At 69.4% G+C, this 24,538-nt stretch carries 22 protein-coding genes; 13 read left to right on the forward strand and 9 right to left on the reverse strand.

Annotated elements, in window-relative coordinates; all coding sequences use genetic code 11:
• The first annotated feature begins 232 nt into the window (after window positions 1-232).
• Entirely contained in the window at window positions 233-733 is a 501-nt protein-coding gene (locus TSH64_RS23940) for an Lrp/AsnC family transcriptional regulator (protein ID WP_247873114.1), read from the forward strand.
• A gap of 108 nt (window positions 734-841) precedes the next feature.
• Entirely contained in the window at window positions 842-1,966 is a 1,125-nt protein-coding gene (locus TSH64_RS23945) for an ankyrin repeat domain-containing protein (RefSeq protein WP_199237648.1), read from the forward strand.
• 9 nt (window positions 1,967-1,975) lie between these two features.
• Here TSH64_RS23945 and TSH64_RS23950 read toward each other — a convergent pair whose 3' ends face one another.
• Window positions 1,976-2,320, reverse strand: a complete 345-nt coding sequence (locus TSH64_RS23950) for a cupin domain-containing protein (RefSeq protein ID WP_199237649.1) — start codon at window positions 2,318-2,320, stop codon at window positions 1,976-1,978.
• Window positions 2,321-2,554: 234 nt separating this feature from the next.
• On the opposite strand from TSH64_RS23950, the gene TSH64_RS23955 reads away from it, so the two are divergent.
• Window positions 2,555-3,034 (forward strand): antitoxin Xre/MbcA/ParS toxin-binding domain-containing protein, encoded by a 480-nt coding sequence (locus tag TSH64_RS23955; protein WP_109448839.1) that lies wholly within the window; start codon window positions 2,555-2,557, stop codon window positions 3,032-3,034.
• Window positions 3,031-3,537, forward strand: coding sequence for an RES domain-containing protein (locus TSH64_RS23960; RefSeq protein WP_109448841.1), 507 nt, complete (start codon window positions 3,031-3,033; stop codon window positions 3,535-3,537). The genes TSH64_RS23955 and TSH64_RS23960 overlap by 4 nt, the downstream gene beginning before the upstream one ends.
• A gap of 11 nt (window positions 3,538-3,548) precedes the next feature.
• Here TSH64_RS23960 and TSH64_RS23965 read toward each other — a convergent pair whose 3' ends face one another.
• Genes TSH64_RS23965 through TSH64_RS23980 form a run of 4 tightly spaced genes read right to left on the reverse strand, consistent with a single transcriptional unit; the run spans window position 3,549 to window position 9,326 of the window.
• Window positions 3,549-4,970, reverse strand: coding sequence for an FAD/NAD(P)-binding oxidoreductase (locus TSH64_RS23965; RefSeq protein WP_247873115.1), 1,422 nt, complete (start codon window positions 4,968-4,970; stop codon window positions 3,549-3,551).
• A complete protein-coding gene (locus tag TSH64_RS23970) occupies window positions 4,967-5,275 on the reverse strand; it encodes a (2Fe-2S)-binding protein (RefSeq protein ID WP_109448845.1) in 309 nt (102 codons plus the stop codon). The genes TSH64_RS23965 and TSH64_RS23970 overlap by 4 nt, the downstream gene beginning before the upstream one ends.
• Window positions 5,272-7,260 (reverse strand): hydantoinase B/oxoprolinase family protein, encoded by a 1,989-nt coding sequence (locus tag TSH64_RS23975; protein ID WP_109452990.1) that lies wholly within the window; start codon window positions 7,258-7,260, stop codon window positions 5,272-5,274. Before TSH64_RS23975 ends, TSH64_RS23970 begins: the two co-directional genes overlap by 4 nt.
• A 5-nt stretch (window positions 7,261-7,265) precedes the next feature.
• Window positions 7,266-9,326: a hydantoinase/oxoprolinase family protein gene (locus TSH64_RS23980; RefSeq protein ID WP_247873116.1), complete on the reverse strand. Its 2,061-nt coding sequence runs from the start codon at window positions 9,324-9,326 to the stop codon at window positions 7,266-7,268.
• A gap of 248 nt (window positions 9,327-9,574) precedes the next feature.
• Between TSH64_RS23980 and TSH64_RS23985 the strand changes: the two genes are divergently transcribed.
• Window positions 9,575-10,708: an FAD-binding oxidoreductase gene (locus TSH64_RS23985; RefSeq protein WP_109448847.1), complete on the forward strand. Its 1,134-nt coding sequence runs from the start codon at window positions 9,575-9,577 to the stop codon at window positions 10,706-10,708.
• 22 nt (window positions 10,709-10,730) lie between these two features.
• Here the strand turns inward: TSH64_RS23985 and TSH64_RS23990 are convergent, their stop codons facing one another.
• Window positions 10,731-11,609 carry a DMT family transporter gene (locus TSH64_RS23990; protein ID WP_247873117.1) on the reverse strand — a complete coding sequence of 293 codons (879 nt, stop codon included), beginning with the start codon at window positions 11,607-11,609 and terminating at the stop codon, window positions 10,731-10,733.
• A gap of 147 nt (window positions 11,610-11,756) precedes the next feature.
• Window positions 11,757-12,677: a GNAT family N-acetyltransferase gene (locus TSH64_RS23995; RefSeq protein WP_109448849.1), complete on the reverse strand. Its 921-nt coding sequence runs from the start codon at window positions 12,675-12,677 to the stop codon at window positions 11,757-11,759.
• 320 nt (window positions 12,678-12,997) lie between these two features.
• On the opposite strand from TSH64_RS23995, the gene argE reads away from it, so the two are divergent.
• Genes argE through TSH64_RS24025 form a run of 6 tightly spaced genes read left to right on the forward strand, consistent with a single transcriptional unit; the run spans window position 12,998 to window position 19,547 of the window.
• Complete coding sequence (gene argE, locus TSH64_RS24000; protein WP_109448851.1) at window positions 12,998-14,122, forward strand: acetylornithine deacetylase; 1,125 nt, start codon at window positions 12,998-13,000, stop codon at window positions 14,120-14,122.
• A 35-nt stretch (window positions 14,123-14,157) separates the two neighbouring features.
• Window positions 14,158-15,081: a glyoxylate/hydroxypyruvate reductase A gene (locus TSH64_RS24005; protein ID WP_109448853.1), complete on the forward strand. Its 924-nt coding sequence runs from the start codon at window positions 14,158-14,160 to the stop codon at window positions 15,079-15,081.
• Between the two features lie 57 nt (window positions 15,082-15,138).
• Window positions 15,139-15,492 carry a cupin domain-containing protein gene (locus tag TSH64_RS24010; protein WP_109049165.1) on the forward strand — a complete coding sequence of 118 codons (354 nt, stop codon included), beginning with the start codon at window positions 15,139-15,141 and terminating at the stop codon, window positions 15,490-15,492.
• Window positions 15,493-15,501: 9 nt separating this feature from the next.
• Window positions 15,502-16,974, forward strand: a complete 1,473-nt coding sequence (locus tag TSH64_RS24015) for an aldehyde dehydrogenase family protein (RefSeq protein WP_109448855.1) — start codon at window positions 15,502-15,504, stop codon at window positions 16,972-16,974.
• 27 nt (window positions 16,975-17,001) lie between these two features.
• The gene (locus tag TSH64_RS24020) at window positions 17,002-18,045 is read left to right on the forward strand and encodes a tartrate dehydrogenase (RefSeq protein WP_109448857.1); all 1,044 of its coding nucleotides are present in this window, start codon (window positions 17,002-17,004) and stop codon (window positions 18,043-18,045) included.
• Window positions 18,046-18,089: 44 nt separating this feature from the next.
• Window positions 18,090-19,547 (forward strand): NAD-dependent succinate-semialdehyde dehydrogenase, encoded by a 1,458-nt coding sequence (locus tag TSH64_RS24025; protein WP_109448859.1) that lies wholly within the window; start codon window positions 18,090-18,092, stop codon window positions 19,545-19,547.
• Window positions 19,548-19,701: 154 nt separating this feature from the next.
• Here the strand turns inward: TSH64_RS24025 and TSH64_RS24030 are convergent, their stop codons facing one another.
• Together TSH64_RS24030 and TSH64_RS24035 are read right to left on the reverse strand one after the other, a co-directional pair.
• Complete coding sequence (locus TSH64_RS24030) at window positions 19,702-20,976, reverse strand: FAD-binding oxidoreductase (protein WP_109448861.1); 1,275 nt, start codon at window positions 20,974-20,976, stop codon at window positions 19,702-19,704.
• A gap of 47 nt (window positions 20,977-21,023) precedes the next feature.
• Entirely contained in the window at window positions 21,024-21,692 is a 669-nt protein-coding gene (locus tag TSH64_RS24035; protein WP_109448863.1) for a haloacid dehalogenase type II, read from the reverse strand.
• Between the two features lie 374 nt (window positions 21,693-22,066).
• Here TSH64_RS24035 and TSH64_RS24040 point away from each other — a divergent pair, with 374 nt between their 5' ends.
• Window positions 22,067-22,936, forward strand: coding sequence for a GNAT family N-acetyltransferase (locus TSH64_RS24040; RefSeq protein ID WP_109448865.1), 870 nt, complete (start codon window positions 22,067-22,069; stop codon window positions 22,934-22,936).
• A 13-nt stretch (window positions 22,937-22,949) separates the two neighbouring features.
• Complete coding sequence (locus TSH64_RS24045) at window positions 22,950-24,326, forward strand: aspartate aminotransferase family protein (protein WP_109448867.1); 1,377 nt, start codon at window positions 22,950-22,952, stop codon at window positions 24,324-24,326.
• The last annotated feature ends 212 nt before the right edge of the window (window positions 24,327-24,538 follow it).

The following is a 24,538-nucleotide window of genomic DNA, read 5'->3' on the forward strand; positions in this document are numbered from 1 at the left end:
GCCTCCGTGCTGTCCGAAGCGGACCTCGGTCCGAGTTTGACAGTTTCGCGACATAAAATGGCAATCCCGTAGATTCTGCCATTGGTTGGGCTCGGATACACTCTGCCGCATGCACAGTCGAATGGCGGAAGGGAATGCGCGCTGCTCTCAAATAGGTTTGTTCCGCGGAATTTCCTGCCGTTCTTCGCTTCGGTTCCAGGACAGGCCGTCAAGACCACAACAGGGAGTCATCATGATGAACACGTTGACGCTCGACCGAACGGACATCAAGATCCTCAGCGAGCTGCAAAAGGACGCAAACCTGACGAACGTCGAGCTTGCCGGCAGAATCAATCTCTCCCCCTCGCCCTGCCTCACACGGGTGAAGAAGCTGGAGCAGACCGGCATCATCGACCGGCGCGTCACCCTTCTGAATCCCAAGGTGATGGGGTTGGAAATCAATGCCTATATCCAGGTCAAGCTCGACAAGCAGCCGCAATCGGCTCTAGAAAATTTCCGCGACGCCGTCGAGCGGATTCCCGAGGTGATGGAATGCAACTGGATGACCGGCGACTGCGATTTCCTTCTGCGCGTAATCGTCCGGGATGTCGAGGAGCTGGAACATCTGATCGCCAGCAAACTGTCGAAAATAGAGTTCGTTTCCACCATCAGGTCCAATCTGGTTCTGAAGCAGATCACCTATAAAACCGAGCTGCCGATCAGCACATCGCATGCCATAGTCATTCGATTCTGACATAATCCGCCTTGGAAGTGTTGCATCGAGGCGGTGGCTTATGCCGGTCGCCGGCAGGGCCGATGCGTCGGCATCCTGCCGGCCTCCTTCAGATCCGAGAGAGTTGCTGTGGCGAAGGCGAAACGAAAGACGCTGCCGAAGGATTTCGAGAGCCTGCTCAGGACGGGCGACGTCGAGGCGCTGAAGGCGGTTTTCGACGGCTGCGACGTGAATGCCCGCGGCGGCGTGTTCAAGCGGACCGCCCTCGCCTTCAACGAATGCCCCGACGCGCTCGCCCGCTGGCTCGTCGAGCACGGCGCGGATGTCTCCGCGCCCGACAGCTACGGCGACACCCCGCTTCATGCGCGCTCCGGCCACTGGCAAGGCCGGATCGGAATTCTGCTGGATCTCGGCGCCGACGTGCACAGCGGCGAGGCTACGCGCGGCACGCCGCTCCACAAGGCGGCCGCGGTCGGCAATCTGCGGGCGGTCGAACTGCTGCTGGCCCATGGCGCGCGTGTCGACGCGCTCGACGGGAGCGGCCTGACGCCGTTGGCCTACGCGTTGCGGCGCTGCGCCAACAGCGACATCAGGCGGGTGGAAGCCGCCGCCCAACTGCTGGTGGCCGCCGAGCGCCGGACGGCAACGGCCAAGCCGAAATCCCTGCTCGGCCGTCTCCTCGGCAAGGGCCATGACGAAGGAACCGTGGCGAAGCCGGAGATCGCGGCCCTGGTGGAGCGCATCGGCACGCAGTTCGAGTTCCATCGCGCCGGATACAATCCGGACGACGTGGAGGCGACCAGTGCCGCGCTGGACCGGCTCTATGCGCTGTTCGGCGTGACGCCCGTTCCGCGCCGCGTGATGCATGACGGCAGATCGCCTGTCGTCGCCACGGCGGCCCGCTGGGAAGACCGATACCGGGAACTTTGGGACCTGCTGGTGCCATCGGCCGGTCCTGCGGACACCGTGCAGGGCGAGGTCATCCGCATCGCCGGCAGGATCAACGACGAACTCGAACGCAACGGCGGCGTCAACTGGGATGCGGAGTATCGCAAGATGGCCGATGCCTTCCTACACCACATCCGCTCCGCCACCCCCCTGCCCGAATCCGCGCTGTCGGAGGCCAACCGGACGATCGCCGAGGCGAAGGCCGGGGTCGGCGACGACAGCGTCCGGCTTCGTGCGCTCGCCGTCGACTGGGTGGCGTTGAACCCGTCCTCCCTGCCGCTGCCAGCGCCGACCTACCGGCGCTGAGAGCGCGGCTCAGCCGTCGAGGTCGGTTCGGTCGCCCCGTGTCGTCGGGGACGACACGACGAGAAAATGCACGTCCGCGCCGCTGTCGTTCCGGGCCTGATGGCGGCTTCCCGGCGGAATCTCGATCCCGGACATCGCCGTGATCAGATGGCGGGTTCCTTCCAGCTCCATCGTCAGTTCGCCGGAGAGCACGTAGAAGAACTGGCGCGCCTTGCCATGGACATGCCTGCGCTCCGCCGTTCCGGCCGGCATCCGTTCCTGAATGACCATCATGTCCGGGGAGGGGGAAAGCACCCATCCGTCGCAGCGGTCCCCCCAGTTGTAATGCTCCGCGTTCTCAACACTGCGCTTCACGGTCGCCTCCGGCCAACATCGGTTTTCCCCACTCTTCGGCTCAGGCATGAGCGTCGGGCAGACCAAAACGGCAGCCGCCGCGACGCCCCGTCCAGGGACTTGGATCACAACACCTCCATGCTGGGAAGTCCATTTGCGGAACAGGACCGCGAGGTTCCGCCGCCGAGGGGGGCCGCCGCTTGAATCCCTTCACGTCACGTGTCACATTTGGGACGACACGTGACGGAGGACGCCATGCCCACGGCCGGATCCCACATGGGACGGGGGGAGACAGGACCGTATCAGCGGGTCACCGATCTGCTGGGCGGTCCGCGGGTGTTCAAGCGCCCGGTGGTGACGCAGCTGGATGCCCACAACGCCATCAAGACCGGCCTGCCGGGCGGCGCGCTCTACCATCTCGTGACCCACCTGCGCGTCCTCAAGCCGGCGAGCATCGAGTCCGCCGTGGGGATGAGCGTGCGCACCTACCAGCGCCGCAAGGGCGCGCCGGACAAGCCGCTCAGCCCCGAGCAGGGTGGCCGGACCTGGAAGCTGGCCGAGATCCTGGCCCAGGCCTCCGAGGTCTTCGGCTCGCAGGAGGAGGCCGAGCAATGGCTGGAACGTCCGGCCATCGGGCTGGACGACAACCGTCCGCTGGACCTGCTGGACACCCCCGCCGGGGTCGAGATGGTCGAGGATTACCTGGGGCGGATGGCTTCCGGGGTCTACACGTGACACCCTTGCCGGCGGCGCTGGGCGGCACCGAGCTGGTCGCGTGGCGTCTCGACCCGGAGCCCTTCCGCACGAGCTGGGACAGCGGCGAAGGGGCCTACCGCTTCGGCGGGCGCTGGAACAGCAAGGGGGTCCGCGCCGTCTACTGCTCTCTCGACCCGGCAACCGCTATCCTGGAGGTCGCGGTGCACAAGGGCTTCAAGGCGTTGGACACGGTGCCGCATGTGCTGACGGCGCTGACCGTCACGGAGCCCGCCGCCGTCCATGTGGTCACCCCGGCCGATGTGCCCAACCCGAACTGGCTCCGTCCCGGCATCCCCAGCGTCGGCCAGCAGCAGTTCGGCGATGCCCTGCTGACTGGGCACAAGTTCGTCCTGATCCCGAGTGCTGTGTCCCCGCACAGCTGGAACCTTCTGTTCGCCGCATCTCCGGCGGCGGGAGCGTACGGGATGCGCTCGCAGGAACGGTTTGCCCTGGACACGCGGCTGCACCCGCCGCCGCCCTGATCACCTGCCGCTCACTCCTCCTCCAGCAACGCGCGGACGGGCGCCGGCCGGACGGGGGCTTGCGCACGCAGACGCCCGACCTCTCCGGCATGCGCAAGCCCGCCGGAGGCGGCGATCAGGTCGGCCGCGGCCAGCTGGCAATAGCGGCCCTGGCAGCGCCCCATCCCGGCACGGCCCAGCGACTTCACCCGGTTGGCCTCCGCCCCGCCATAGGCCGCCGTCCCGCGCACCGAACCGGCGGTAATCCCCTCGCAGCGGCACAGCACGGTGTCGTCGGGAATTGCCCGCACCCGATCCGCCGGCCAGGGGAAGGCACGGGCGATGCCGCGGGCGAAGCGCTCCAGCCGGTCGAGGCGCTTCAGGTCGGCCGCAATGTCCGGCTTCGGATCGGACAGCTCCAGATCGGACAGGCAAGCCGCAGCAGCGAGACGGCCGGCGACCTCCGCCCCGTCGGCCCCCAGCAGGCGCAGGCCGTCGCCGGCCAGATAGACGCCCTCCCCTGCCCGGCCCATGCGGTCGGTGCTGGGCAGCCACTGTGCCCAGGTCGGATCGTAGGCGAACCGGCAGCCGGCAAGATCGGCAAGCTGGGTTTCCGCCTTCAGATGCCAGCCGAGACCGACGGCGTCGCAGGCCGTCCGCCGGGATTGTCCGCCGGCATCCGTCCAGCGGACCGCAGTCACACCGCTGTCCATCACCCCGCTGTCCGTTACCCCGCTATCCGTCGCCTCGATCCCCTCCAGAACGACGCCGGCATGGTAGAGCCGCCCAAGCCGCGCCCGCATCGTCAGCCCTTGCAGGGCGAAGGACGGGCGGACGGCGAGGTCGGGGACGGCGGCGATCTGGCCGCGCAGGCCGGCGGTGTCGAGGACCGCGGCGACCTCCGCCCCCGCCTTCAGCAATTGGGTCGCCAGCAGCGTCAGCAGCGGCCCCGACCCGGCCAGCACGATCCGCCGCCCCATCGCCACGCCCTGGGCCTTCAGCGCGATCTGCATCGCGCCCAGACTGTAGACGCCGGGAGCCTGCCAGCCCGGCACCGGAGCCAGACGGTCGGTCGCCCCGGTCGCCAGGATCAGCCGGTCGTAGCCGATCCGGCGGCTTCCGCCGTCACCGACCGCGTGCAGGACCCCGTTGGCGAGTGCGACGACCGAATGGCGCGGCAGATGGACGATGCGGCCCGCCGCCGCCAGCCCGTCGAAGGCGGCGTGCAGCGCCACGGCCTTGCCGGCCTGCGAGCCATAGAGCAGCCCGGGCGGGCGGGTGAAGCCGTCGGGCGGACGGCGGTAGATCTGCCCGCCGGCCTTTGCCCCCTCATCGATCACCGTCGGGCGCAGCCCAGCCGCCGCCAGCGTTTCCGCCGCCCTGATCCCGGCCGGCCCGGCCCCGACGATCACGACACGCGGCTGGTTCGGTTCCGTCATAGCCAACCCGGTCATGGCCAATCCTCCCGCGTCCGGGTCAGCAGCCGCATGCCCTCGGCCAGCGGCGTGGAGCAGGCGCGGATGCGGGCACCCTGCTCCTGCCAGATCCAGCAATCCTGGCAGGCCCCCATCAGGCAGAAGCCGGCCCGCCGCTCCGGCCCGAACTCCGCCTGCCGCAGCGCCGGGGCGTTGGTGAGGATCGCCGTCAGCACCGTATCGCCGGCGAGCGCCACACGCTCCACCCCATCCAGCAGGAAACGGACCGGGGCGCGTCCCGTCTCGGCCAGCCTGACCAGCCTGCCCCCCGCCGTCCCGCTCATTCCACCGCCTCGCGGACCAGTGCCTTCGATGGCGGCATTTCGGGGAAGCGGGCGTAGACCTCGGCCAGCGCGGCTTCAACCCCGCCGGCACCATCGCGGCCGGCCATGCGGCTGAAGATTTCCGTCTTGGCGAAGAAGCGCCAGTGGATCGGCAGGCCGGCGAGGGTGCGCGTCAGGAACTCGTAGGCGTCCGGCGTCCATTGCCGCTCGTAGCCGTCGCGCTCCGGTCCGAAATGGAAATGCCCGGTGGGTGCCGGCCGGTCCGCACGAAGCCGGTCGGTGGCCTCCGCGTCGAGCACACCGTCGCGGATGACGACACCATATTCCCGCTCCGCCGCCTCCACCGAGACATAGCCGCGCGCGACATCCTGGGCCACCCGCCAGGATTCGCGCGTGAACGGGTCGCCCCGGCCGCCGCCGCCGGCCGAACGGATGTCCAGCACGTCGCCCGGCTGCAGCACCGCCGTGTCGATGTTGCCCAGCCGCTTTTCGCCCGGCCTGCCGGGATTGACCACCATGTCCGACAGCCCGGCCGCCCGGCCGCCCAGCACGCCCCAGGGGCGGAAGAATCCGCGGTCGCGGTTGCGCGCGGTGATCCGGGTATCGGGGGAGAAGACCCGGAAGGCCATGTGGGTGGCGAGACCGCCGCGCCAGCGTCCGGCCCCGCCGCTGTCGGTCGCCAGCCCGTAGCGGACGAACTCCACCGGGGTTTCCATCTCGGTGATCTCGATGGGCGTGTTCTTCAGATAGGCGGCGTCGGCGCCCGACCCGTTGGTGCCGTCGCGGTGCGGCATGCCGCCGCCGCCGCCGACCACCGGGTTCACCGCGGCGATGATGCGGTTGCCGGTCCGCTCGTCGGTGGTCATCACGTTGACGATGCAGTTGTTGCCGGCCGGCGCCGCCGGAAGCCGCTCCGGCACCGCCTGGGAAAAGGCACCGAAGATGACGGAGCGCAACCGCGCACAGGTCAGCGACCGCATCCCCACCGCCGCCGGGAAGGTCGGGTTCAGGACCGTCCCTTCCGGGGTGATGCAGGTGAAGGGCCGGGTCAGACCGGTGTTCAGCAGGATTTTCGGATCGAGGGTGAAGAGGACGTAATAGACGCCGACCAGCAGGATGGTGTGGCGGGGATCGCCGCCCGACGGCACGTTGAGCGAGGATGCCAGCTGCGGGTCCGAGCCGGTGAAGTCCAGCACCGCCTCGTCACCCCGGATCGTCAGGGTCAGCTTCAGGCGGCAGGGGTTGGCGTTGACCGAATCCTCGTCGGCATAGTCGGCGAACTCCCACCGCCCGTCGGGCATCGCCCGCAGGATGTCGCGCGCCTGCGCCTCGGCATGGTCGAGCAGGGCGTCGACACCGTCGAGGAAGGCGGTCTTGCCGAACTTCTCGACCATGGCGAGGATCTTGCGCTCGCCGGTGTTGAGCGCGCCGACCAGCGCCTTGATGTCGCCGATGTTCAGGTCGGGCTTGCGGACGTTGGTGGTCATGATCCGCAGGATCTGCTCGTCGAACACCCCGTCGCGGACCAGCTTCATCGGCGGAAAGCGGATGCCCTCCTGGTGGATTTCGGTCAGCGCCCGCGACAGCGAGGCCGGGACGGCGCCGCCCATGTCGGTGTTGTGGATGTGCCCGCCGGTCCAGGCGATGATCTCCCCGTCGTAGAAAACCGGCTTCCACAGATGGGTGTCGGGGGCGTGGGTCGCGACGAAGCCGGAATAGGGGTCGTTGGTGAAGGCGACGTCGCCGGGCCGGTAGTCATCGATCATGGCGATGGCGCGGCCATAGGTCAGGCCGGGATACCAGGTCGCCCCCAGCTCCATCGGCACGCCGAAGGTCTCGCCCCGGCGGTTCAGCAGCATGACGGTGAAATCCTCCGTCTCCTTGACGAAGGCGGAGTGGGCGGTGCGCTGGAGCGTGTGGGCCATGTTCTCGGCCGCCGACCGCGCGTGGTTCGCCAGCACCTGAAGCTTCATCTTGTCGAACACGGCGGTCACTCCGCAAAGGTCAGGTGGAGGTTGAGATGCGCATCGACGCGGGCCGCGGTCCCGGCCGGGATGGCGAAGGTGGTATCCTCCTGCGCGACGATGGCCGGTCCCTCGAACCGGGCGCCGGCCTGCAAGTCCGCGCGCCTGTACAGCCCGACCGGAGTCACGGCGCCGCCGGTGAAGACCGGCACGCTGCGCTCCGCCGAGGCAGGATGCGGTTCCTCCGGCGCGGTCGGGAACTGCAGGGCCGGGCCGTTGCCGATGGCGGACAGGCGCAGGTTGACGATCTCGATCCGCCCATCGGGGTCGTGGAAATCGTAAAGCCGGGCATGCGCCGCGTGGAAGGCGTCGGCGATTGCGCCCGGATTGCTGCCGTCCAGCCATTCGGGAGTCAGCGCCGTCTCGATCTCGTAGCTCTGGCCGGCATAGCGCATGTCGGCGACGATCCTCAGCTCGGCGGCACCCGAATGGCCTTGCGCCGCCAGCCAGTCGCGCCCTTCCCCGCCCATCGCGGCGAAGGCCTCGCGCAGCGCCGGCATCAGGCCGGGGGAAAGGTCGGCGAACAGGGTGCGGACGAAATCGCCGCGCAGGTCGGCGACCAGACCGCCCAGCGCCGACACCACGCCCGGCCAGCGCGGAGCGACGACGCGCGGCATCCCCAGCTCGCGCGCCAGGAACACGCCCAGCATCGGACCGCCGCCGCCGAAGGGCATCAGCGCGAAATCCCGCACATCGACGCCGGCCCGTGCCGCCATCTTCTCGACCTCCGCGAACATCTCCGACACCGCGACGTCGAGGATCGCCTGGGCGGTCGCCTCCACCGAGCGGAACAGCTCGTCGGCCAGCCGCTTGACGGCGGCACGGGCGAGGCCGGCATCCATCCGCAGCTGCCCGTAGGCCATCTGGCTGTGGCCGAGCCAGCCGCACACCACCATCGCGTCGGTCACCGTCGCCCACTCGCCGCCACGGCCATAGCAGGCCGGACCCGGCGTCGAACCGGCGGAGTCCGGCCCGACGCGCAGCACGCCCTGCCCGTCGACGCTGGCGATCGACCCGCCGCCGATGCCGATGGAGCTGACCGACACCGACGGGATGTGCAGCGGGAACTCGCCGATCATCTCGCCGACGCCGAACTGGGCCTGACCGTCGACGATCAGGGCGAAATCGGCCGAGGTGCCGCCGATGTCGAGCGTCAGGATGCGCGGCTCCCCCGCCTGCCGGGCCAGCCACGCCGCCCCGTTCACCCCGGAGGCGGCACCGGACAGCAGCATGTGGACGCAGGCCCGCTTGCCCTCCGCCGCGTTCATCACGCCGCCGTTGGACTTGGTCAGCAGCGGGCGGGCGGGCACCCCGCGCCCGACCAGCCGCCCTTCCAGCGCCGAGAGGTAGCCGGAAATCCGGGGATGGACATAGGCGTTCAGGATCGCGGTCGTCGTCCGCTCATACTCGCGGATCACCGGCCAGACCTCGGCGGAGGTGAAGACGAACAGCTCCGGAGCCAGCCGGGCGACTTCCTGCTTCACCGCGGTTTCGTGGGCATCGTCGCGCCAGGAATGCAGGAAGGAGACGACCACGCCCATCGCTCCCTTGGCCTTGACGGCGGCGACGGCATCGGCGACGGCCGCCATGTCGGGGGCCTGCCGTTCCGTCCCGTCTGAGCGCAGCCGGGCGGGAATGCCGAAGACCATGTCGCGGGCGACCAACTGGTCGGGGCGAGAACAGAACAGCGAATAGGTGTCCGGCATGCGCAGCCGGGCGAGTTCGATCACATCCTCGAACCCCGCATTGGTCAGCAGCGCCAGCGGCGCGCCCTTGCGCTGGATCACCGTGTTCATGCCCACCGTCGTGCCATGCACGAAGCGGGTGACGGCGCGCGGGTCCAGCCCTTCGCGCTCGGCCAGCAGGGTCAGGCCCGTCATCAGCTCCGCGCCGGGATCGTCCGGCGTTGTCAGCACCTTCAGCGAGGCCACCCGCCCCGACCGGGTCTCCAGCGCGCAGAAATCGATGAATGTCCCGCCGATGTCGACGCCGACCTTCCAGTCGGCCTCACCCATGCCACCGTCCATCTCCGCTCCTCCCGGCAAGTCAGTCTGTGTCCGATCCGGGGGAAAAGCTGACATGGCGGGCCTGGGGCGATCCAAGACCCATTGAATGCACACACATAAGGCGGGCTTATGCATTGCGCTCCACAAGCCGGCACTCCCATAGCCCGGCCTTATGGGATCATGCCGAACCGGTCTTTGACCCGCCCGCCCATGCCCGGCAGCCTGACCGGTGGGGCGGAGCCATGTCCGCCCGCATGCGGGAGAGGTCGATGAGGGTTATCGTGCTGGGCGGCGGATTGATCGGATCGGCCGCCGCCTTTTTCCTGGCCCGGCGCGGCCTGTCCGTCACGCTGCTGGAGCGCAACCGCGTCGGCACCGGCGCCACGGTGGCGTCCTTCGGCAACATCCGCCGCACCGGGCGCTATCTGCCGCAACTGCCGCTCGCCCACCGCTCGCGCGCGCTGTGGGGGGAGGCGGAGCGGCTGCTGGGGCGGGATGTCGAGTTCCGCGCCACCGGCCATCTGCGGCTGGTGTTCGACGAGGACGGGTTGGCCGACATGCGCCGCTACATCGCCGACGCGCGGCCCTGGGGGCTGGAGTTGGATGAACTGTCGCCGCCGGAGATCCGCCGCCGCTTTCCCGGCCTGGGGCCGGGCGCCATCGCCGCCTCCTTCTCGCCGCAGGACGGCAGCGGCAACCCGCGCCTGATCGCCCCCGCCTTCGCCGACGCCGCCCGCCGTCTGGGCGCGGAGATCGTCGAGGAATGCGGGCCGGTGGACGTCTCGGCAACCGCGTCGGGTTTCGAAGCGACGACGCATCGGGGCCGCTTCACCGCGGAGTGCCTGTTGAACGCCGCCGGGGCCTGGGGCGCGACCATCGCCGCCCGCTTCGGCGAAAGCGTGCCGATGGCGGCCTATGGGCCGCAGATGGGCGTGACCGAACCCCTGCCGCACCGGATCCTGCCGGTGGTCGGCATGTGGTCGCGCTCCGGCGGGGACGGTTATCTTCGTCAGGTGGAGCGCGGCAACATCGTCTTCGGCGGTGGGGCCGAGCGGGTGCCGGTGGCGCTCGATCCCGGCCATGCCAGGGCCGATCCGGCACGGCTGCCCGGACAGTTGCGGGCCCTGGTCCGGCTGCTGCCGGCGCTGGCAGACGTCACGGTGATCCGCACCTGGTCGGGCTGCGAGGGCTACGTCGCCGACAAGCTGCCGGTCATGGGGGCATCGGCGACGACGCCCGGACTGTTCCACGCCTTCGGTTTCAGCGGCCACGGCTTCCAGCTCGGCCCCGGCGTCGGCGACGTGATGGCGGAGATCATCGCCACCGGGCACAGCGAAACGCCGCTGCACGACTTCCGCATCGGCCGTTTCCAATCCGCTGCCGTTCAGGTGGCACAAGCCTGACGGGGCCGCACCCGCCCGCTTCTCAGCGGGCGGGGTCCAGAGCGGCGGACCGGGCATGGAACCGGCCAGCCAGGGGGATCACCAGGGCCGAGGCGGCGATGACGAAGGCGCCGGCAAGGCTGACCGGCGACGGCAGCACGCCGAAGATCGCCGCATCGAGGATCAGCGCCCACAGCATGGCGGTGTAGTCGAAGGGCGCCTGGGTCGACACCGACGCGCGGGCCATCGCTTCCGTCATGGTGATGTGCGCCAGCCCGCCGGAGATGCCCGCCCCGATCAGGCAGGCCAGGGACAGCCCGCTGGGGGTGACCCAGCCGAACGGCCAGCTCGCCAGACCGCCGAGCGCGCACAGGAGGGCGAAGTAGAAGGCGATGGTCCCCGGCGCCTCGGTCGCGGTCAGCGTCTTGATCTGGACCCGGCCCGCCGCGGTGGCGAATGCCATCGCCAGCCCGGCCGCAACCCCGATGAGGGTGCCGTGGTCCGGCGTCGGCCCTTCGAAGGCCGGCACCAGCATCAGCACCACGCCGGCGAAGCCGACCAGCGCCGCGCCGATGGCCACGGCACCCGGCCGTTCGCGCAGGAACAGCATGGCGGCCGGCACTGCGAGCAGCGGAGCCAGGAAGCCCAGCGCGGTCGCCAGCGCCAGCGGCAGATAGGCCAGCGAGACGAAGGAGAGCACCATCGCCATGCCGCCATAGAAATTGCGCTTCAGGTGCCCGACCGGCTGCCGCGTCCGAAGGGCCGACGGAAACTGCCGGCGCCACATCAGATAGGCGATGATCGGTGGGATCGCGAAGGCGCTGCGGAAGAAAACGATCTGCCCGACCGGCGCCTCGGCCGACGCCAGCCGGACGAACAGCGACATCACGACGAACAGCCCGGCCGACACCAGTCGGAGCATGATCCCGGCGCCGTTGCCGGACGAGGATGAAACGGGAAAAGGGTCGGGGACCGGTTCCGGCACGGAGTCGGAGTGAGAGCCGGCGGAGGGGTCCGGCGTCTGTCCCGGCATGATCGGCGCATCCTTGTTCATGAAGCGGGTGGCGGCTCAACCCAGGGCCTGGGTGGCGAGCGCATAGGTGACGGGACGGTCCGGCGCCCGCGTCGACGGATCGGTCAGCGGCGCGCCCAGCGACATGGTCAGCACCGTGTCGTGAATCCGCAAACCCGACCGGGCGACGAACAGCGGGAAGGGCCCTTCGTCCAGATGGGTGTCCAGGCGCAGGAAACGGCCGTCATGTTCGTCCACATGGGGCTGGACCACGGCAATCGCATCCTCGTCCGTCCCGGCGACCGCCGGACCGACGACATGCCCGCGGCCGAAGGGGCGGCAGAGGGCGAAAGCCACCAGAACCCCGTCACGGTCCAGGCCATAGCCGACCGACTGTTCGAACAGCCGCGCCATCAGCCCGGCCCGCGAGAGTCCGAAGGCACGTTCGTCCAGCGCCGTCACCGCCGCGAGATCCGCCGCCTCCAGCCGCCGCACCGCCTGCGCGGGCGCAACGTGCTCGCTCCGGCGCGCCTCGCCCTGGCACTGGAACACGGTCCGGTGGCCGATGAAGCCGAGCGAACGGTAGAGCGCCAGCGCCGCACGGGTGGCGTTGAGCCGGTAGGTCCGTCCCGCCGACGCCGACAGCACCCGCTTCATCAACCAGTCGCCGACACCCAGCGCTTGCAGCCGGGGCGAGGTCATGACCATGCCGATGGTCGCGAAATCGTCGCCGTGGGGGAACCACATCGCCGATGCCAGAACGCGGTCGATCTCGTCCAGCGCGACGAAGCCATGCCCGACCTCGCGCACGAACTGCCAGTCCTCCGCGCGATGCGGCCAGCCGACCGAGATCGACAGCGCATGCAGGCGCTCAAGGTCGATGTCGGCGATGTCGGCCACCCGCATGTCGAAGGCGTCGACGGTCAGGGAGCCCGGTAACGCACCGTCCCCCACCCCATCCCCAACTCCGTCTTCCATGCCGCTCTCGCTCAACGCTTTCTCCTCCCCGGATTTTCCATAACGTGAGGCAGTGCTCCTTTGGGTCAACCGGCACGCCTGTACCATCCAGCGCTCCCCGAGATTACCGGAGCAGCCGCCGCACAATTCACCGCAAAGCACCGGGTCGGCACAACAATCAACCAAATCGCCCATGCATTCGGCACGGAATCGAGCGGCAGCCGGATAAGATCGTGGCTACCGCAGCCGTCAAGCCGGCGCCCCTCTCCTCGACACAGCAGCGAACCCGCAACGACTCCCCGCGCCCCAAGGCGCGCAGCATGGGACAAGGTGAGGCCGTCATGACCGTGACCGACATCCTGAAGGATCTGATCGCCTTTCCCTCCGTCGTCGGAACCCCCAACGGCGCCATCGTCGACGGCATCCGCGGCATTCTGGAGGCCGCAGGCGTCCGCGTCCGGGTTCTGCCGGGACCGGAGGGCGACCGCTTCAACCTGTTCGCCACCATCGGCCCGGCGATGGTTCCGGGCTATGTCCTGTCCGGCCACATGGACGTGGTGCCCGCCACCGAACCCGAATGGACCGGCGACCCGTTCCGGCTGCGCACCGACGGCAACCGGCTTTACGGGCGCGGCACCTCGGACATGAAGGGCTTCATCGCGGCGGCGCTGGCGGCATTGCCGGCCCTGACCGCCGCCCCGCTCGCCCGGCCGATCCATCTGGCCTTCACCTACGACGAGGAGGCCGGCTGCCAGGGCGCGCCGCATCTTCTGCCGCATCTGCCCGATTTGTGCGCACCGCCGCTGGGCGTCATCGTTGGGGAGCCGAGCGGCCTGCGCGCCGTCCGCGCTCACAAGGGCAAGGCGTCGGCGCGGCTGACCGTCCGCGGGCGGTCCGGCCATTCCTCCCGCCCCGACCAGGGGCTGAACGCCATCCATGCCATGGCCGACGCGCTGACCGCCGCCGTCGCCCAGGCCGGCCGCCTGAGCGAAGGCCCGCTGGATTCGGTCTTCGAGCCGCCCTATTCCTCGCTTCAGGCCGGCACCCTCCAGGGCGGGCTGGCGGTGAACGTCATCCCCGACAGCTGCACCGCCGAGTTCGAGGCCCGCGCCATCGCCGGGGTCGATCCCGTCGCCCTGCTGGAGCCGGTGCGCGAGGCGGCGCTGCGGCTGGAGGAGCGCGGCTTCGCCGTCGACTGGACGCAGACCAGCGCATATCCCGCCCTGTTCCTGGCCGCCCGCTCGCCGCTGGCCCGTCTGCTGGAGGAGCTGACCGGCCGGGAACCGCAGGCCGCCGTCAGCTATGGCACGGAGGCCGGCCTGTACCAGACCGCCGGGATCGACGCGATCATCTGCGGCCCCGGCGACATCGCGCGGGCCCACCGTCCCAACGAGCACATCCTCGTCGAGGAGCTGCACGCCTGCCAGTCGATGATCGAGGCGCTGGGCCAGCGCTGCCGTCTCTGACCGCCGCCTTCACGCGCATCGCCAAAAGGGTTCCAATGACCTTCCTGTTCAATTCCGATGCCGTGCGCGGCGCGATCTTCGCGGACGCCTTCGCCCGCGCGCTGCCGGATCTCCCCTTTTCGATGGACCCGGCCAGCGTCGATCCGGATGCGGTGCGCTACCTGATCACCTGGACCATCCCGGCGAACCTCGCCCGCTACCGCAATCTGGAGATCGTCTTCTCCATCGGCGCCGGGGTCGACCAGTTCACCATGACCGCCCTGCCCGACCATGTGAAGGTCGTCCGCATGGTGGATGACGGCATCGTCCGCATGATGCAGGAATACGCCACGCTGGCCGTGCTGACCCTGCATCGCCAGATGCCGGCCTACCGCGCGCAGCAGAGGGACTGCCTCTGGCGCCCCCTGCCCCAGCCGCAGGCGGCACAGCGCCGGATCGGCGTGCTCGGGCTGGGCGTGCTGGCGCAGGCGGTGCTGGAGCGGCTGAAGCCCTTCGGCTTCCCGCTGTCGGGATGGAGCCGCTCGCCGCGCGAACTCGACGGTGTGACCTGCCATCATGGCGCGGACGGGCTCGACAGGATGCTCGGCGAAACCGACATCATGATCGTCCTGCTGCCGCTGACGCCCGACACCCGCGGCTTCCTCGACAAACGACTGCTGGCGAAGCTGCCCCGCGGTGCCGCGCTGATCCACACAGGGCGCGGTCCGCAGCTGGACCATGCCGCCCTGCTGGACGCGCTCGACACCGGCCACCTGTCCGCCGCGATGGTCGATGTGACCGAGCCCGAGCCGCTGCCGGCCGACCATCCCTTCTGGACCCACCCGAGCATCGTGCTCACCCCGCACATCGCCAGCATCACCCAGCCGGAAAGCGCCGCCCAGGCAGTCATCGCCAATCTGCGCCGGCATTTCGCCGGGCAGGACCCGGTCGGTCTGGTCGACCGGCGGCGCGGCTACTGACACGGCTGCCCGACACCCCTCCCGCGGCACGGCCGCTCATCGATCAAGGAACTCCCCATGTCGCTGCTGAAGACCATCGACACCGCCCCGACCTTCGCCCCGCGTGAATCGACCCCGATGCCGGACCGGCTGATCGCCGGATCGCCCGCCTTCAAGACCTGGGCGCAGGACGCCGCCAAGGACGACACGGTCAAGACCGGCGTCTGGGAAGCCACGCCGGGCGAAACCCGGTCGATCAAGGGCGAGACCTTCGAGTTCTGCCACATCCTGTCCGGCGTGGTCGAAATCACCCCGGACGCCGGCGAACCGGTGGTCTACCGGGCGGGCGACAGCTTCGTCATGAAGCCGGGCTTCACCGGCGTGTGGAAGACCATCGAGACGGTCCGCAAGATCTACGTCACCATCGCCTGAGGGGCCGTCATGAGCCTGTCCTTCGATCCGGACCGCCTGCCGCTGCCGAACGGTCATTTCATCGGTGACCGCCTGATCCCGGCGGAGGACGGGCAGCCCCGGCTGCCGATGCACCGCCCATCGGACGGCCGGGCCTATGCCGACTGCCCGGTCGCCTCGGCCGACCTCGTCGACCAGGCGGTCGCGACCGCGCAGGCGGCGCTGAAATCCAGCAACTGGGGCGGCCTGCGCCCGCGGGAACGCACCGCCGTGCTCCAGCGCTGGGCCGCCCTGATCGAGGAGGAGGCGGAAACGCTGGCGAAGGTGGAGGCGCTGTCCTCCACCCGCCCGGTCGGCCAGCTGGTGGCCGGCGACGTGGCGGTCACCGCCGAGCAGATCCGCTTCTTCGCCGAATTCGCCGACAAGGAGGGCGGCGACCTCGTCCCCACCGACGACGGCAGCCTCGGCATGGTGATGACGGAGCCCTACGGCGTCGTCGGCGCCATCACGCCCTGGAACTTCCCGCTGTCGATGGCAGGGTGGAAGCTCGCCCCGGCGCTGGCCGCCGGCAACGCGGTGGTGCTGAAGCCGTCGGAGATGACGCCCTTCTCCACCGTCCTGCTGGCGCAGCTGGCGGTGAAGGCGGGGGTTCCCGCCGGGCTGATCAACATCGTCCAGGGCGACGGCCCGACCACCGGCGCCGCCATCACCCGCCATCCCGGCATCGCCAAGGTCAGCTTCACCGGATCGACGGCGGCAGGCTCGGCGATCATGGCCGACATCGCCCGCAGCGGCGTCAAGCCGATGACGCTGGAACTGGGCGGCAAGAGCCCGCAGATCGTCTTCGCCGACGCCGACCTCGACAAGGCGGCGGCGGCCATCGCCACCAGCGTCCTGTCCAACGCCGGACAGGCCTGCGTCGCCGGGTCCCGCCTGCTGGTCGAAGCCGGCGCGGCCGGACCGCTGGTCGAGCGGATCCTGGGCCATATGCGCGCCGTCCGCCCCAGCCCGACCTGGGACGCCGAGACGCGCTATTCTCCCATCATCTCCGAACGGCAGCGTGCCCGCATCCATTCCATCGTGTCGGCGTCGCTGACCGGGTCGGTGGAGTGCCTGACCGGCGGCGGCCCGATGGACGCCGAGGGGTATTTCTACGCGCCGACCCTGCTGGCCGGGGTCGACCAGACCTCCCCCGCCGTGGTGGAGGAGATCTTCGGACCGGTCTTGACGGTGCAGAGCTTCGACAGCGAGGAGGAGGCGATGGCTTTGGCCGACCATCCGATCTACGGGCTCGCCGCCGGCCTCTACACCCGCGACCTGTCGCGGGCCCTCCGGCTGACCCGGCGGCTCCAGGCCGGAACGGTGTGGGTCAACCGCTATGGCCGCTCCCGCGACCACATCCTGCCGACCGGCGGCTACAAGCGCTCCGGCATCGGCAAGGATCTGGGGCGCGAGGCCTATCTCTCCAACCGCCGCAGCAAAAGCGTGCTGATCGGCCTGTAATCCAATCAAAAAGACAGGGGACGTTCGATGAAGACCCACAACATTGCGATCATCAAGGGCGACGGCATCGGGCATCCCGTGGTCGACGCGGCCTGGGAGGTGTTGCAGGCCGTGGCGACGCAGTCGGGCTTCGCGCTGACCGGCACCGAACTGCCCTGGTCCTGCGCCCATTACAAGGAAACCGGCGTGATGATGCCGGCCGACGGCATCGACAGCTTGCGCAAGTACGACGCCATCCTGCTGGGGGCCGTCGGCTGGCCGGCGGAGGTGCCGGACGCGGTGTCGCTGCACGGGCTGCTGCTGCCGATCCGCAAGGCATTCGACCAGTATGCCAATGTCCGCCCGCACCGGCTGCTGCCGGGGGTGGAGGGTCCACTGCGCCGCGGCGGCTTCGACATCCTGTGCATCCGCGAGAACACCGAAGGCGAATATGCCGGCGCCGGCGGGCGCATCCATCAGGGGACGCCGCAGGAGGTTGCGGTGGAGACCGGTGTCTTCACCCGCATGGGGGTGGAGCGCATCCTGCGCTTCGCCTTCGCCCAGGCCCGCGCCCGACGCGGCAAGCTGGCCTCCGTCACCAAGTCGAACGCGCAGAAATACTCGATGGTGTTCTGGGACGAGATCACCCGCCAGCTCGCCGCCGAACATCCGGACGTCGAGGTGACGAGCTATCACGTCGACGCCATGGCGGCGCGCATGGTGACGGCGCCGGAAAGCCTGGACGTGGTCGTCGCCTCCAACCTGTTCGGTGACATCCTCACCGATCTGGGGGCGGCGATCCAGGGCGGGCTGGGCTTTGCCGCCTCGGCCAACCTGAACCCCGACCGCAAGGCGCCGTCGATGTTCGAGCCGGTGCACGGCTCGGCCCCCGACATCGCCCATCTCGGCATCGCCAACCCCATCGCCGCCATCTGGTCGGGTGCCATGATGCTGGAGCATCTGGGGGAAAAGGCCGCCGCCGACCGCGTCATGGCGGCACTGGGCGACACCACCGGCCGCGGCATCGGCACCGTTCCCGGCAAGGACAGGACGGACGCGATCACCGCCGCCGTGCTGTCGGCCCTGTCGTAACGCCGGTCCCCTCGCCACCCACACGCAGCGGAAAACACAAGACCATGATCCATCACCTGACGGACTCCTCCCTGTTCCGCGAACGGGGGCTGATCGGCGGCTGCTGGTGCGACGGGGCTGCCGGCCGGACCATCGGCGTCCAGAACCCGGCGACCGGCGGCACCCTCGGCAGCGTTCCCGACATGGACGGAACCGACGCCCGCGACGCCATCGCCGCCGCGGCCGAAGCCTACCCGGCCTGGAAGCGGCGCACCCATGCCGACCGTGCCGCGCTGCTGGAGCGCTGGCACGCGCTGATGATCGAGAATCTGGAGGATCTGGCCCGCATCCTGACGCTGGAGCAGGGCAAGCCGCTGGACGAGGCGCGCGGCGAAATCCGCTATGGCGCCTCCTTCGTCAAATGGTTCGCCGAGGAGGCGCGGCGGATCGGCGGGACCACCATCCCCTCCCCCACCCCCGACCGCCGCATCGTCGTGCTGAAGGAGCCCGTCGGGGTCTGCGGCATCATCACGCCGTGGAACTTCCCCAACGCCATGATCACCCGCAAGGTCGCCCCGGCTCTGGCCGCCGGCTGCACCGTGGTCATCAAGCCATCGGACTTCACGCCCTATTCGGCGCTGGCGCTGGGCGTGCTTGCCGAGCGCGCCGGCATCCCGGCCGGCGTTATCAACATCCTGACCGGCCGGCCGGAAGCCATCGGCGAGGAGCTTCTGGCGAACGAGACCGTCCGCAAGATCTCCTTCACCGGCTCCACCCGCGTCGGCTCGCTGCTGATGCGCGGGGCCGCCGACGGCATCAAGCGGCTGAGCCTGGAGCTGGGCGGCAACGCGCCCTTCATCGTGTTCGACGACGCCGATCTGGACCAGGCGGTGGAGGGTGTCATCCTCTCCAAGTTCCGCAACGGCGGGCAGACATGCGTCTGCGCCAACCGCATCCTGGTGCAGTCGGGCGTCTACGAGGCGTTCCGCGACCGGCTGGTCGCCCGCGTCAACGCCATGCGGGTGGGATCGGGGCTGGAGCCGGGCGTCGCCATCGGCCCGATGATCAACGAAGCCGCCGTCGCCAAGATCGAGCGCCACGTCGCCGATGCGGTGTCCAAGGGGGCCAGCATCGCCTCTTCCGCCGTCGCGGCGAAGGGTGCGCAATATGTCGCCCCGGTGGTGCTGACCGGCGCCACCACCGACATGCTGCTGGCGCATGAGGAGACCTTCGGCCCGGTGGCCCCGCTGTTCCGCTTCGAGACGGAGGAGGAGGCCATCGCGCTGGCCAACGCGACGCCGTTCGGGCTGGCCGCCTATTTCTACACGCAGAACCTCGCGCGGTCCTGGCGGGTCGGAGAGGCGCTGGAGGCCGGCATGATCGGGCTGAACACCGGCGCGATTTCCACCGAAGTCGCCCCCTTCGGCGGCGTCAAGCAGTCCGGCCTGGGCCGCGAAGGCGCGCAGGTCGGCATTGAAGAATATCTGGAAATGAAGACCTTCCACATCGGCGGGCTGGGGTGAGGGAGTCCCCTCTCCCCCCCGGGGAGAGGGTTAGGGTGAGGGGGACACGCGGCGAGGATTCTCAGGGAAGTCCGGCATGTGCATCCCCCTCACCCCGACCCTCTCCCCGGGGGGGGAGAGGGAGATTCGAAACGCAACGTCGTCACTCAACCCCTCACTGGATGCGGTCGAGCGCCTTGTAATACAGCCCGACCAGCGGCAGGAACCAGGGCTTGCCGAAATGGCCGGGGACGGCGGGCCAGGACAGGCCCTTCAGCGGGTTCCGGTCCTCGCGTCCCAGGATCGCGTCGGCCATGGTCATGCCGAGATGGGTCGACAGCTGCGCCCCATGGCCGGAATAGCCCATGGCGTACCACAGCCCGTCCTGGTAGCCGGCGCGCGGGTAGCGGTCGCTGGTCATGTCCACCAGACCGCCCCAGCAATAGTCGATGTCGATGCTGGCGATCTGCGGGAAGATGCGCGCGAGGCTCGCGCGCAGGATCGCCCCGCTCTTGGCGTCGGACTGCTGGTCGGATGTCGCCGAGAAGCGGGCGCGACCACCGAAGATCAGCCGCCGGTCGGGCGACAGGCGGAAGTAGTTGCCGATGTTCATCGACGTGACATAGGTGCGGTTGCCCGGCACCACCGATGCGATCTCGCCGTCGCTGAGCGGGCGGGTGGCGATGATGAAGCTGCCGACCGAGATGATGCGGCGGCGGAAATGGCTGAAATTCGGCGTGGTGTAGGCACCGGTGGCGACCAGCACCTCCTTGGCGGTGACCGTGCCGCGCGGCGTGGTCAGCGTGTGGCGGTCGCCCGTACGGGCGATGGCGCCGACCGGCGCGTTTTCGACCAGCACCGCGCCGTGCCGTTTGGCGGCGTCGGCCAGCCCGACCACGAAGCGGCCCATATGCATCATGGCGCTCTTGCGCGACAGCATCGCACCGAAGAAGGGCGAGCCGACCTCTCCCTTCAGCTCTTCGGCGGTCAGCAGGGCCGTGTCGGGATCGACCTCGCGATGCACCACCTCGAAGTTGCGGGCGATGGCGTCGAAATGCGCCGGCTTGGAGGCCAGCTTCAGCTTGCCGGCGCGGCGGAAGCTGCAGTCGATCCCCTCTTCGGCGATCAACGCCTCCAGCGTGTCGATGGATTGGTCGAAGGCGCGGTAGAGGGCGACGGCGCGCTCCGTCCCCAGCGCGGTCTTGGCGGCGATGAAGCTGTGCGCCAAGCCGTTGTTGAGGTGGCCGCCGTTGCGCCCCGAAGCGCCGCCGCCGACGCGGTCCGCCTCCAGCACGATCACCCGCGCCCCGGCCTTGGCGAGCTGGCGGGCGGCACCCAGGCCGGTGAACCCCCCTCCGACGATGGCGACGTCGTAATGGCCCTCGACGGTTCCTTCGGCCCCGCCTGTGAAGGCCGGAGCGGTGTCGTGCCAGTAGGAGACGAATTTCATGACCTGGGTCCTTGTCGTTGCAGCCCGAACCTTGAAAGTTCCGCCCCTTACAGACCGACCACGCCGGGCAGCCCGGAGATGTCGGAAATCTCGACATAGCCGTAATAGGGGTTGGCCGGCTCGTGGCCGCGGTTGACCCACACCTTGTTGCGGATCCCCAGATCGTGCGCCGACATCAGGTCGTAGCGGAAGGAGGAGGAGCAGTGCAGGATGTCTTCCGGCCCGCAGCCGAGCATGTCGAACATGTATTCGAACGCCTGGAAGCGCGGCTTGTAGGCCTGCGCCTGTTCGGCGGTGTAGACGGCGTGGAAGGGCGCGCCCAGCTTCGCCACGTTCGACGGAATCTGGTCGTTCATCGCGTTCGACAGGATGACCAGCGGGATTTCCTTGGCGACCTTGGCCAGGCCGGCCGGCACGTCGGCATGCGGACCCCAGGTGGGAACCCGCTCGTAGACCATGCGCGCATCCTCGTCGCGGAAGACGACGTTGTTGCGCTTGCAGCTGCGCTCCAGCGAATTGTGCACGACCTCGGCATAGGGCTTCCAGGCGCCCATGATCTCGTCAAGACGGTAGGCGGCGAAGTTTTTGATGAACTCCGTCATCCGCGTCTCGTCGAGGATCGACCCGTACAGGTCGCGCGCCGCTTCGGCCATCTGAAAGTTGATCAGCGTGCCGTGGCAATCGAAGGTGACGTATTTCGGCCGGAACTGGCTCATGGCTGCATCCTTGGGATGGAACGACGTGGGAGGGGGCGAATTGGAGTGAGCCGAATTGGCGATAAGACGCCGCCGGCCCTGCCCCATGATCCTACCGTCGCCGTGAAGCCGGGCCTGACCGAATTGCCCGGCGCGAAAGCACAAAGTTTCGTTTCCGTCTCGGCCCTCAGCATTTGGTTGGGGGCGGAACGGCGCCGGGGCGCCCGGAACGGGGGATGGATGCCCCGTCCGCCGGTTCGTCCGCCATCCTCGCGGCATAAGATGCGGCGGGCTGCCGGAGCAAAGGTGAAAGATGTCGCGGCGGGTATCGCCTTCAGACAAACGTCCGGGGCCGCTGCGCACACTCTTGGAGGCAGAGGGTGAAAGGACTGCCCATGAACAAGAATACGGTTCCCAAGAGAGCGGTCGACTGCACGGCCTTCGAGCCCAAGCATCTGGGCGATGCGCTCGCCCTGTCGCGGCAGGCGCAATGGCCGCACCGGCTGGAAGACTGGTCGCTGCTCCTGTCGCTGAGCCGGGGGCTGGTCGCCGTGGATGCCGGGTCGGGCCGATTGGTCGGCACCGTCCTGATGACGCCCTATGGCGAGGATGCCGCCACCATCAACATGGTCATCGTCGACGAGGGCTGGCGCGGGCAGGGCCTCGGCCGCCGCCTGATGGACGAGGCGATGGCGCTGGCGGACGGCCGCCCCCTGCGCCTCGTCGCCACCAGCGAGGGGCTGCCGCTCTATGAAAAGCTGGGCTTCCGCGAGGTCGGCACCGTCCTCCAGCACCAGGGCGAAGCCGGTCCGGTTCCGCCGGTGACGGCGGAGGACGTCGCCCCGGCCGGCACCGACGAGCTTGCGGCCATCGCCGCGCTCGACCGACAGGCCTTCGGCGCCGACCGCCGCCCGCTGCTGGAGCGCATCGCCGGGGTCGGGTCCTTCACGCTGCTGCGCCGGAACGGCGCCCCCGCCGGTTTCGCCGGTTTGCGCGATTTCGGCCGCGGGCAAGTCGTGGGCCCGGTGGTCGCCCCCGACGCGGACGGCGCCAAGGCCCTGATCGGCCCGATCCTCGCGGCGCATCCGGGCAAATTCCTGCGGGTGGACACCACCGCCGACACCGGCCTCGCCCCATGGCTGGCCGATTGCGGTCTGCGTCATGTCGGCGGCGGCATCGCCATGCGCCGCCCGGCGCCAGCGACAGCCGCCGCGTCACCCGCCCCCGTATCGACTTTCGCGCTCGCCAGCCAGGCACTCGGCTGATCCGGAGAGGACCATGCTCAGCAATTCCCTGATCGAACTCGACCGTGCCCATCTGGTCCATCCCGTCGCCTCGTACCGCGGCCATGAGAAGGCCGGCGTCCGGGTGATCGCCTCCGGCGCCGGGGCGACGATCACCGACGCAGCCGGCCGCCGGCTGGTCGACGGTTTCGCCGGCCTGTGGTGCGTCAACGCCGGCTACGGTCAGCAGAGCCTCATCGACGCCGCCACCCGCCAGATGCAGGAACTGCCCTATGCCACCGGCTATTTCGGGCTGGGCAGCGAACCGGCGATCCGTCTGGCCGCAGCACTCGCCGAACGGGCGCCCGGCGACCTGAACCATGTCTATTTCACGCTCGGCGGGTCGGACGCGGTGGACAGCACCATCCGCTTCATCCGCTATTACTGGCAGGCCAAGGGCCAGCCGCAGCGCGACCAGTTCATCTCCATCGAGCAGGGCTATCACGGTTCCTCCACCGTCGGGTCGGGCCTGACCGCGCTTCCCGCCTTCCATGCCGGCTTCGGCGTGCCGTTCGACTGGCAGCACAAGATTCCGTCGCACTACGCCTACCGCAACCCGGTGGGCGACGATGCCGATGCGATCATCGCCGCCTCGCTCGCCGCCCTCGACGCGAAGATCGCCGAGATCGGCGGACCGGAGCGGGTCGCCGCCTTCTATGCCGAGCCGATCCAGGGATCGGGTGGCGTGCTGGTGCCGCCCGACGGCTGGATGAAGGCGATGTGCGACCGCTGCCGCAGCCTGGGCATCCTGTTCGTCGCCGACGAGGTCATCACCGGCTTCGGCCGCACCGGCCCGCTGTTCGCCTGTAGCGACGACGGCGTGGTCCCCGACATGATGACGACGGCGAAGGGCCTGACCTCGGGCTATGTGCCGATGGGCGCCGTCTTCCTGTCGGACGCGGTGTACGATACCATCGCGGACGCCGCCGGCAGCAGCGCGGTCGGCCATGGCTACACCTACTCCGCCCACCCCGTCAGTGCCGCGGTGGGGCTGGCGGCCTTGCGCCTGTACGAGGACAGCCTGCTCGCCAACGGCGCCAGGGCCGGGGCACGGCTGATGGCCGGGCTGCACGCACTGCGCGACCATCCGCTGGTCGGCGATGTGCGCGGGCGCGGCATGCTGGCCGCCATCGAACTGGTGGTGGACAAGGAGCGCAAGACCCCCCTGCCCGCCGCCGCCGAGCCCTCGCGCCGGATTTTCGACCGCGCCTGGAACAACGGTCTGGTGATCCGCGCCTTCGCCAACGGCGTGCTGGGCTATGCCCCGCCGCTCTGCTGCACCGACGAGGACATCGACGCGATCCTGGAGCGGACGGCGCAGACGCTCGACCAGACCCTGGAGGATCCGGACGTCCGCCGGGCGATGCGCTAGACGAAAAAGGGGGTGTCCGCTGAAAAAACCGCGGATCCCTCCGTATCCAGCATTTTCTGCTGTCCAGCACTGAAGATTCGGAGACCCCCACCCAACCCTTGGACCACACTGGAGGGGAAGAAGACCGACTCTCCAGGCCAGCTCAAGAGGGACCGGCTCCGAAAAGACATCCCGGCGGACGTTGCCGCCGGACCTGAAACGCCCCGCCGGAC

Origin of the sequence: Azospirillum sp. TSH64 (genome assembly GCF_003116035.1) — a bacterium.
Taxonomy (GTDB): domain Bacteria; phylum Pseudomonadota; class Alphaproteobacteria; order Azospirillales; family Azospirillaceae; genus Azospirillum.

Bases quoted from the DNA above. Each gene is read 5' to 3' on its own strand.
- TSH64_RS23940 (WP_247873114.1), top strand. From the start codon at position 233: ATGATGAACACGTTGACGCTCGACCGAACGGACATCAAGATCCTCAGC.
- TSH64_RS23955 (WP_109448839.1), top strand. From the start codon at position 2,555: ATGCCCACGGCCGGATCCCACATGGGACGGGGGGAGACAGGACCGTAT.
- TSH64_RS23965 (WP_247873115.1), bottom strand. From the start codon at position 4,970: ATGACCGGGTTGGCTATGACGGAACCGAACCAGCCGCGTGTCGTGATC.
- TSH64_RS23970 (WP_109448845.1), bottom strand. From the start codon at position 5,275: ATGAGCGGGACGGCGGGGGGCAGGCTGGTCAGGCTGGCCGAGACGGGA.
- TSH64_RS23980 (WP_247873116.1), bottom strand. From the start codon at position 9,326: ATGGACGGTGGCATGGGTGAGGCCGACTGGAAGGTCGGCGTCGACATC.
- TSH64_RS23985 (WP_109448847.1), top strand. From the start codon at position 9,575: ATGAGGGTTATCGTGCTGGGCGGCGGATTGATCGGATCGGCCGCCGCC.
- TSH64_RS23990 (WP_247873117.1), bottom strand. From the start codon at position 11,609: ATGCTCCGACTGGTGTCGGCCGGGCTGTTCGTCGTGATGTCGCTGTTC.
- TSH64_RS23995 (WP_109448849.1), bottom strand. From the start codon at position 12,677: ATGGAAGACGGAGTTGGGGATGGGGTGGGGGACGGTGCGTTACCGGGC.
- argE (WP_109448851.1), top strand. From the start codon at position 12,998: ATGACCGTGACCGACATCCTGAAGGATCTGATCGCCTTTCCCTCCGTC.
- TSH64_RS24005 (WP_109448853.1), top strand. From the start codon at position 14,158: ATGACCTTCCTGTTCAATTCCGATGCCGTGCGCGGCGCGATCTTCGCG.
- TSH64_RS24010 (WP_109049165.1), top strand. From the start codon at position 15,139: ATGTCGCTGCTGAAGACCATCGACACCGCCCCGACCTTCGCCCCGCGT.
- TSH64_RS24015 (WP_109448855.1), top strand. From the start codon at position 15,502: ATGAGCCTGTCCTTCGATCCGGACCGCCTGCCGCTGCCGAACGGTCAT.
- TSH64_RS24020 (WP_109448857.1), top strand. From the start codon at position 17,002: ATGAAGACCCACAACATTGCGATCATCAAGGGCGACGGCATCGGGCAT.
- TSH64_RS24025 (WP_109448859.1), top strand. From the start codon at position 18,090: ATGATCCATCACCTGACGGACTCCTCCCTGTTCCGCGAACGGGGGCTG.
- TSH64_RS24030 (WP_109448861.1), bottom strand. From the start codon at position 20,976: ATGAAATTCGTCTCCTACTGGCACGACACCGCTCCGGCCTTCACAGGC.
- TSH64_RS24035 (WP_109448863.1), bottom strand. From the start codon at position 21,692: ATGAGCCAGTTCCGGCCGAAATACGTCACCTTCGATTGCCACGGCACG.
- TSH64_RS24040 (WP_109448865.1), top strand. From the start codon at position 22,067: ATGAACAAGAATACGGTTCCCAAGAGAGCGGTCGACTGCACGGCCTTC.
- TSH64_RS24045 (WP_109448867.1), top strand. From the start codon at position 22,950: ATGCTCAGCAATTCCCTGATCGAACTCGACCGTGCCCATCTGGTCCAT.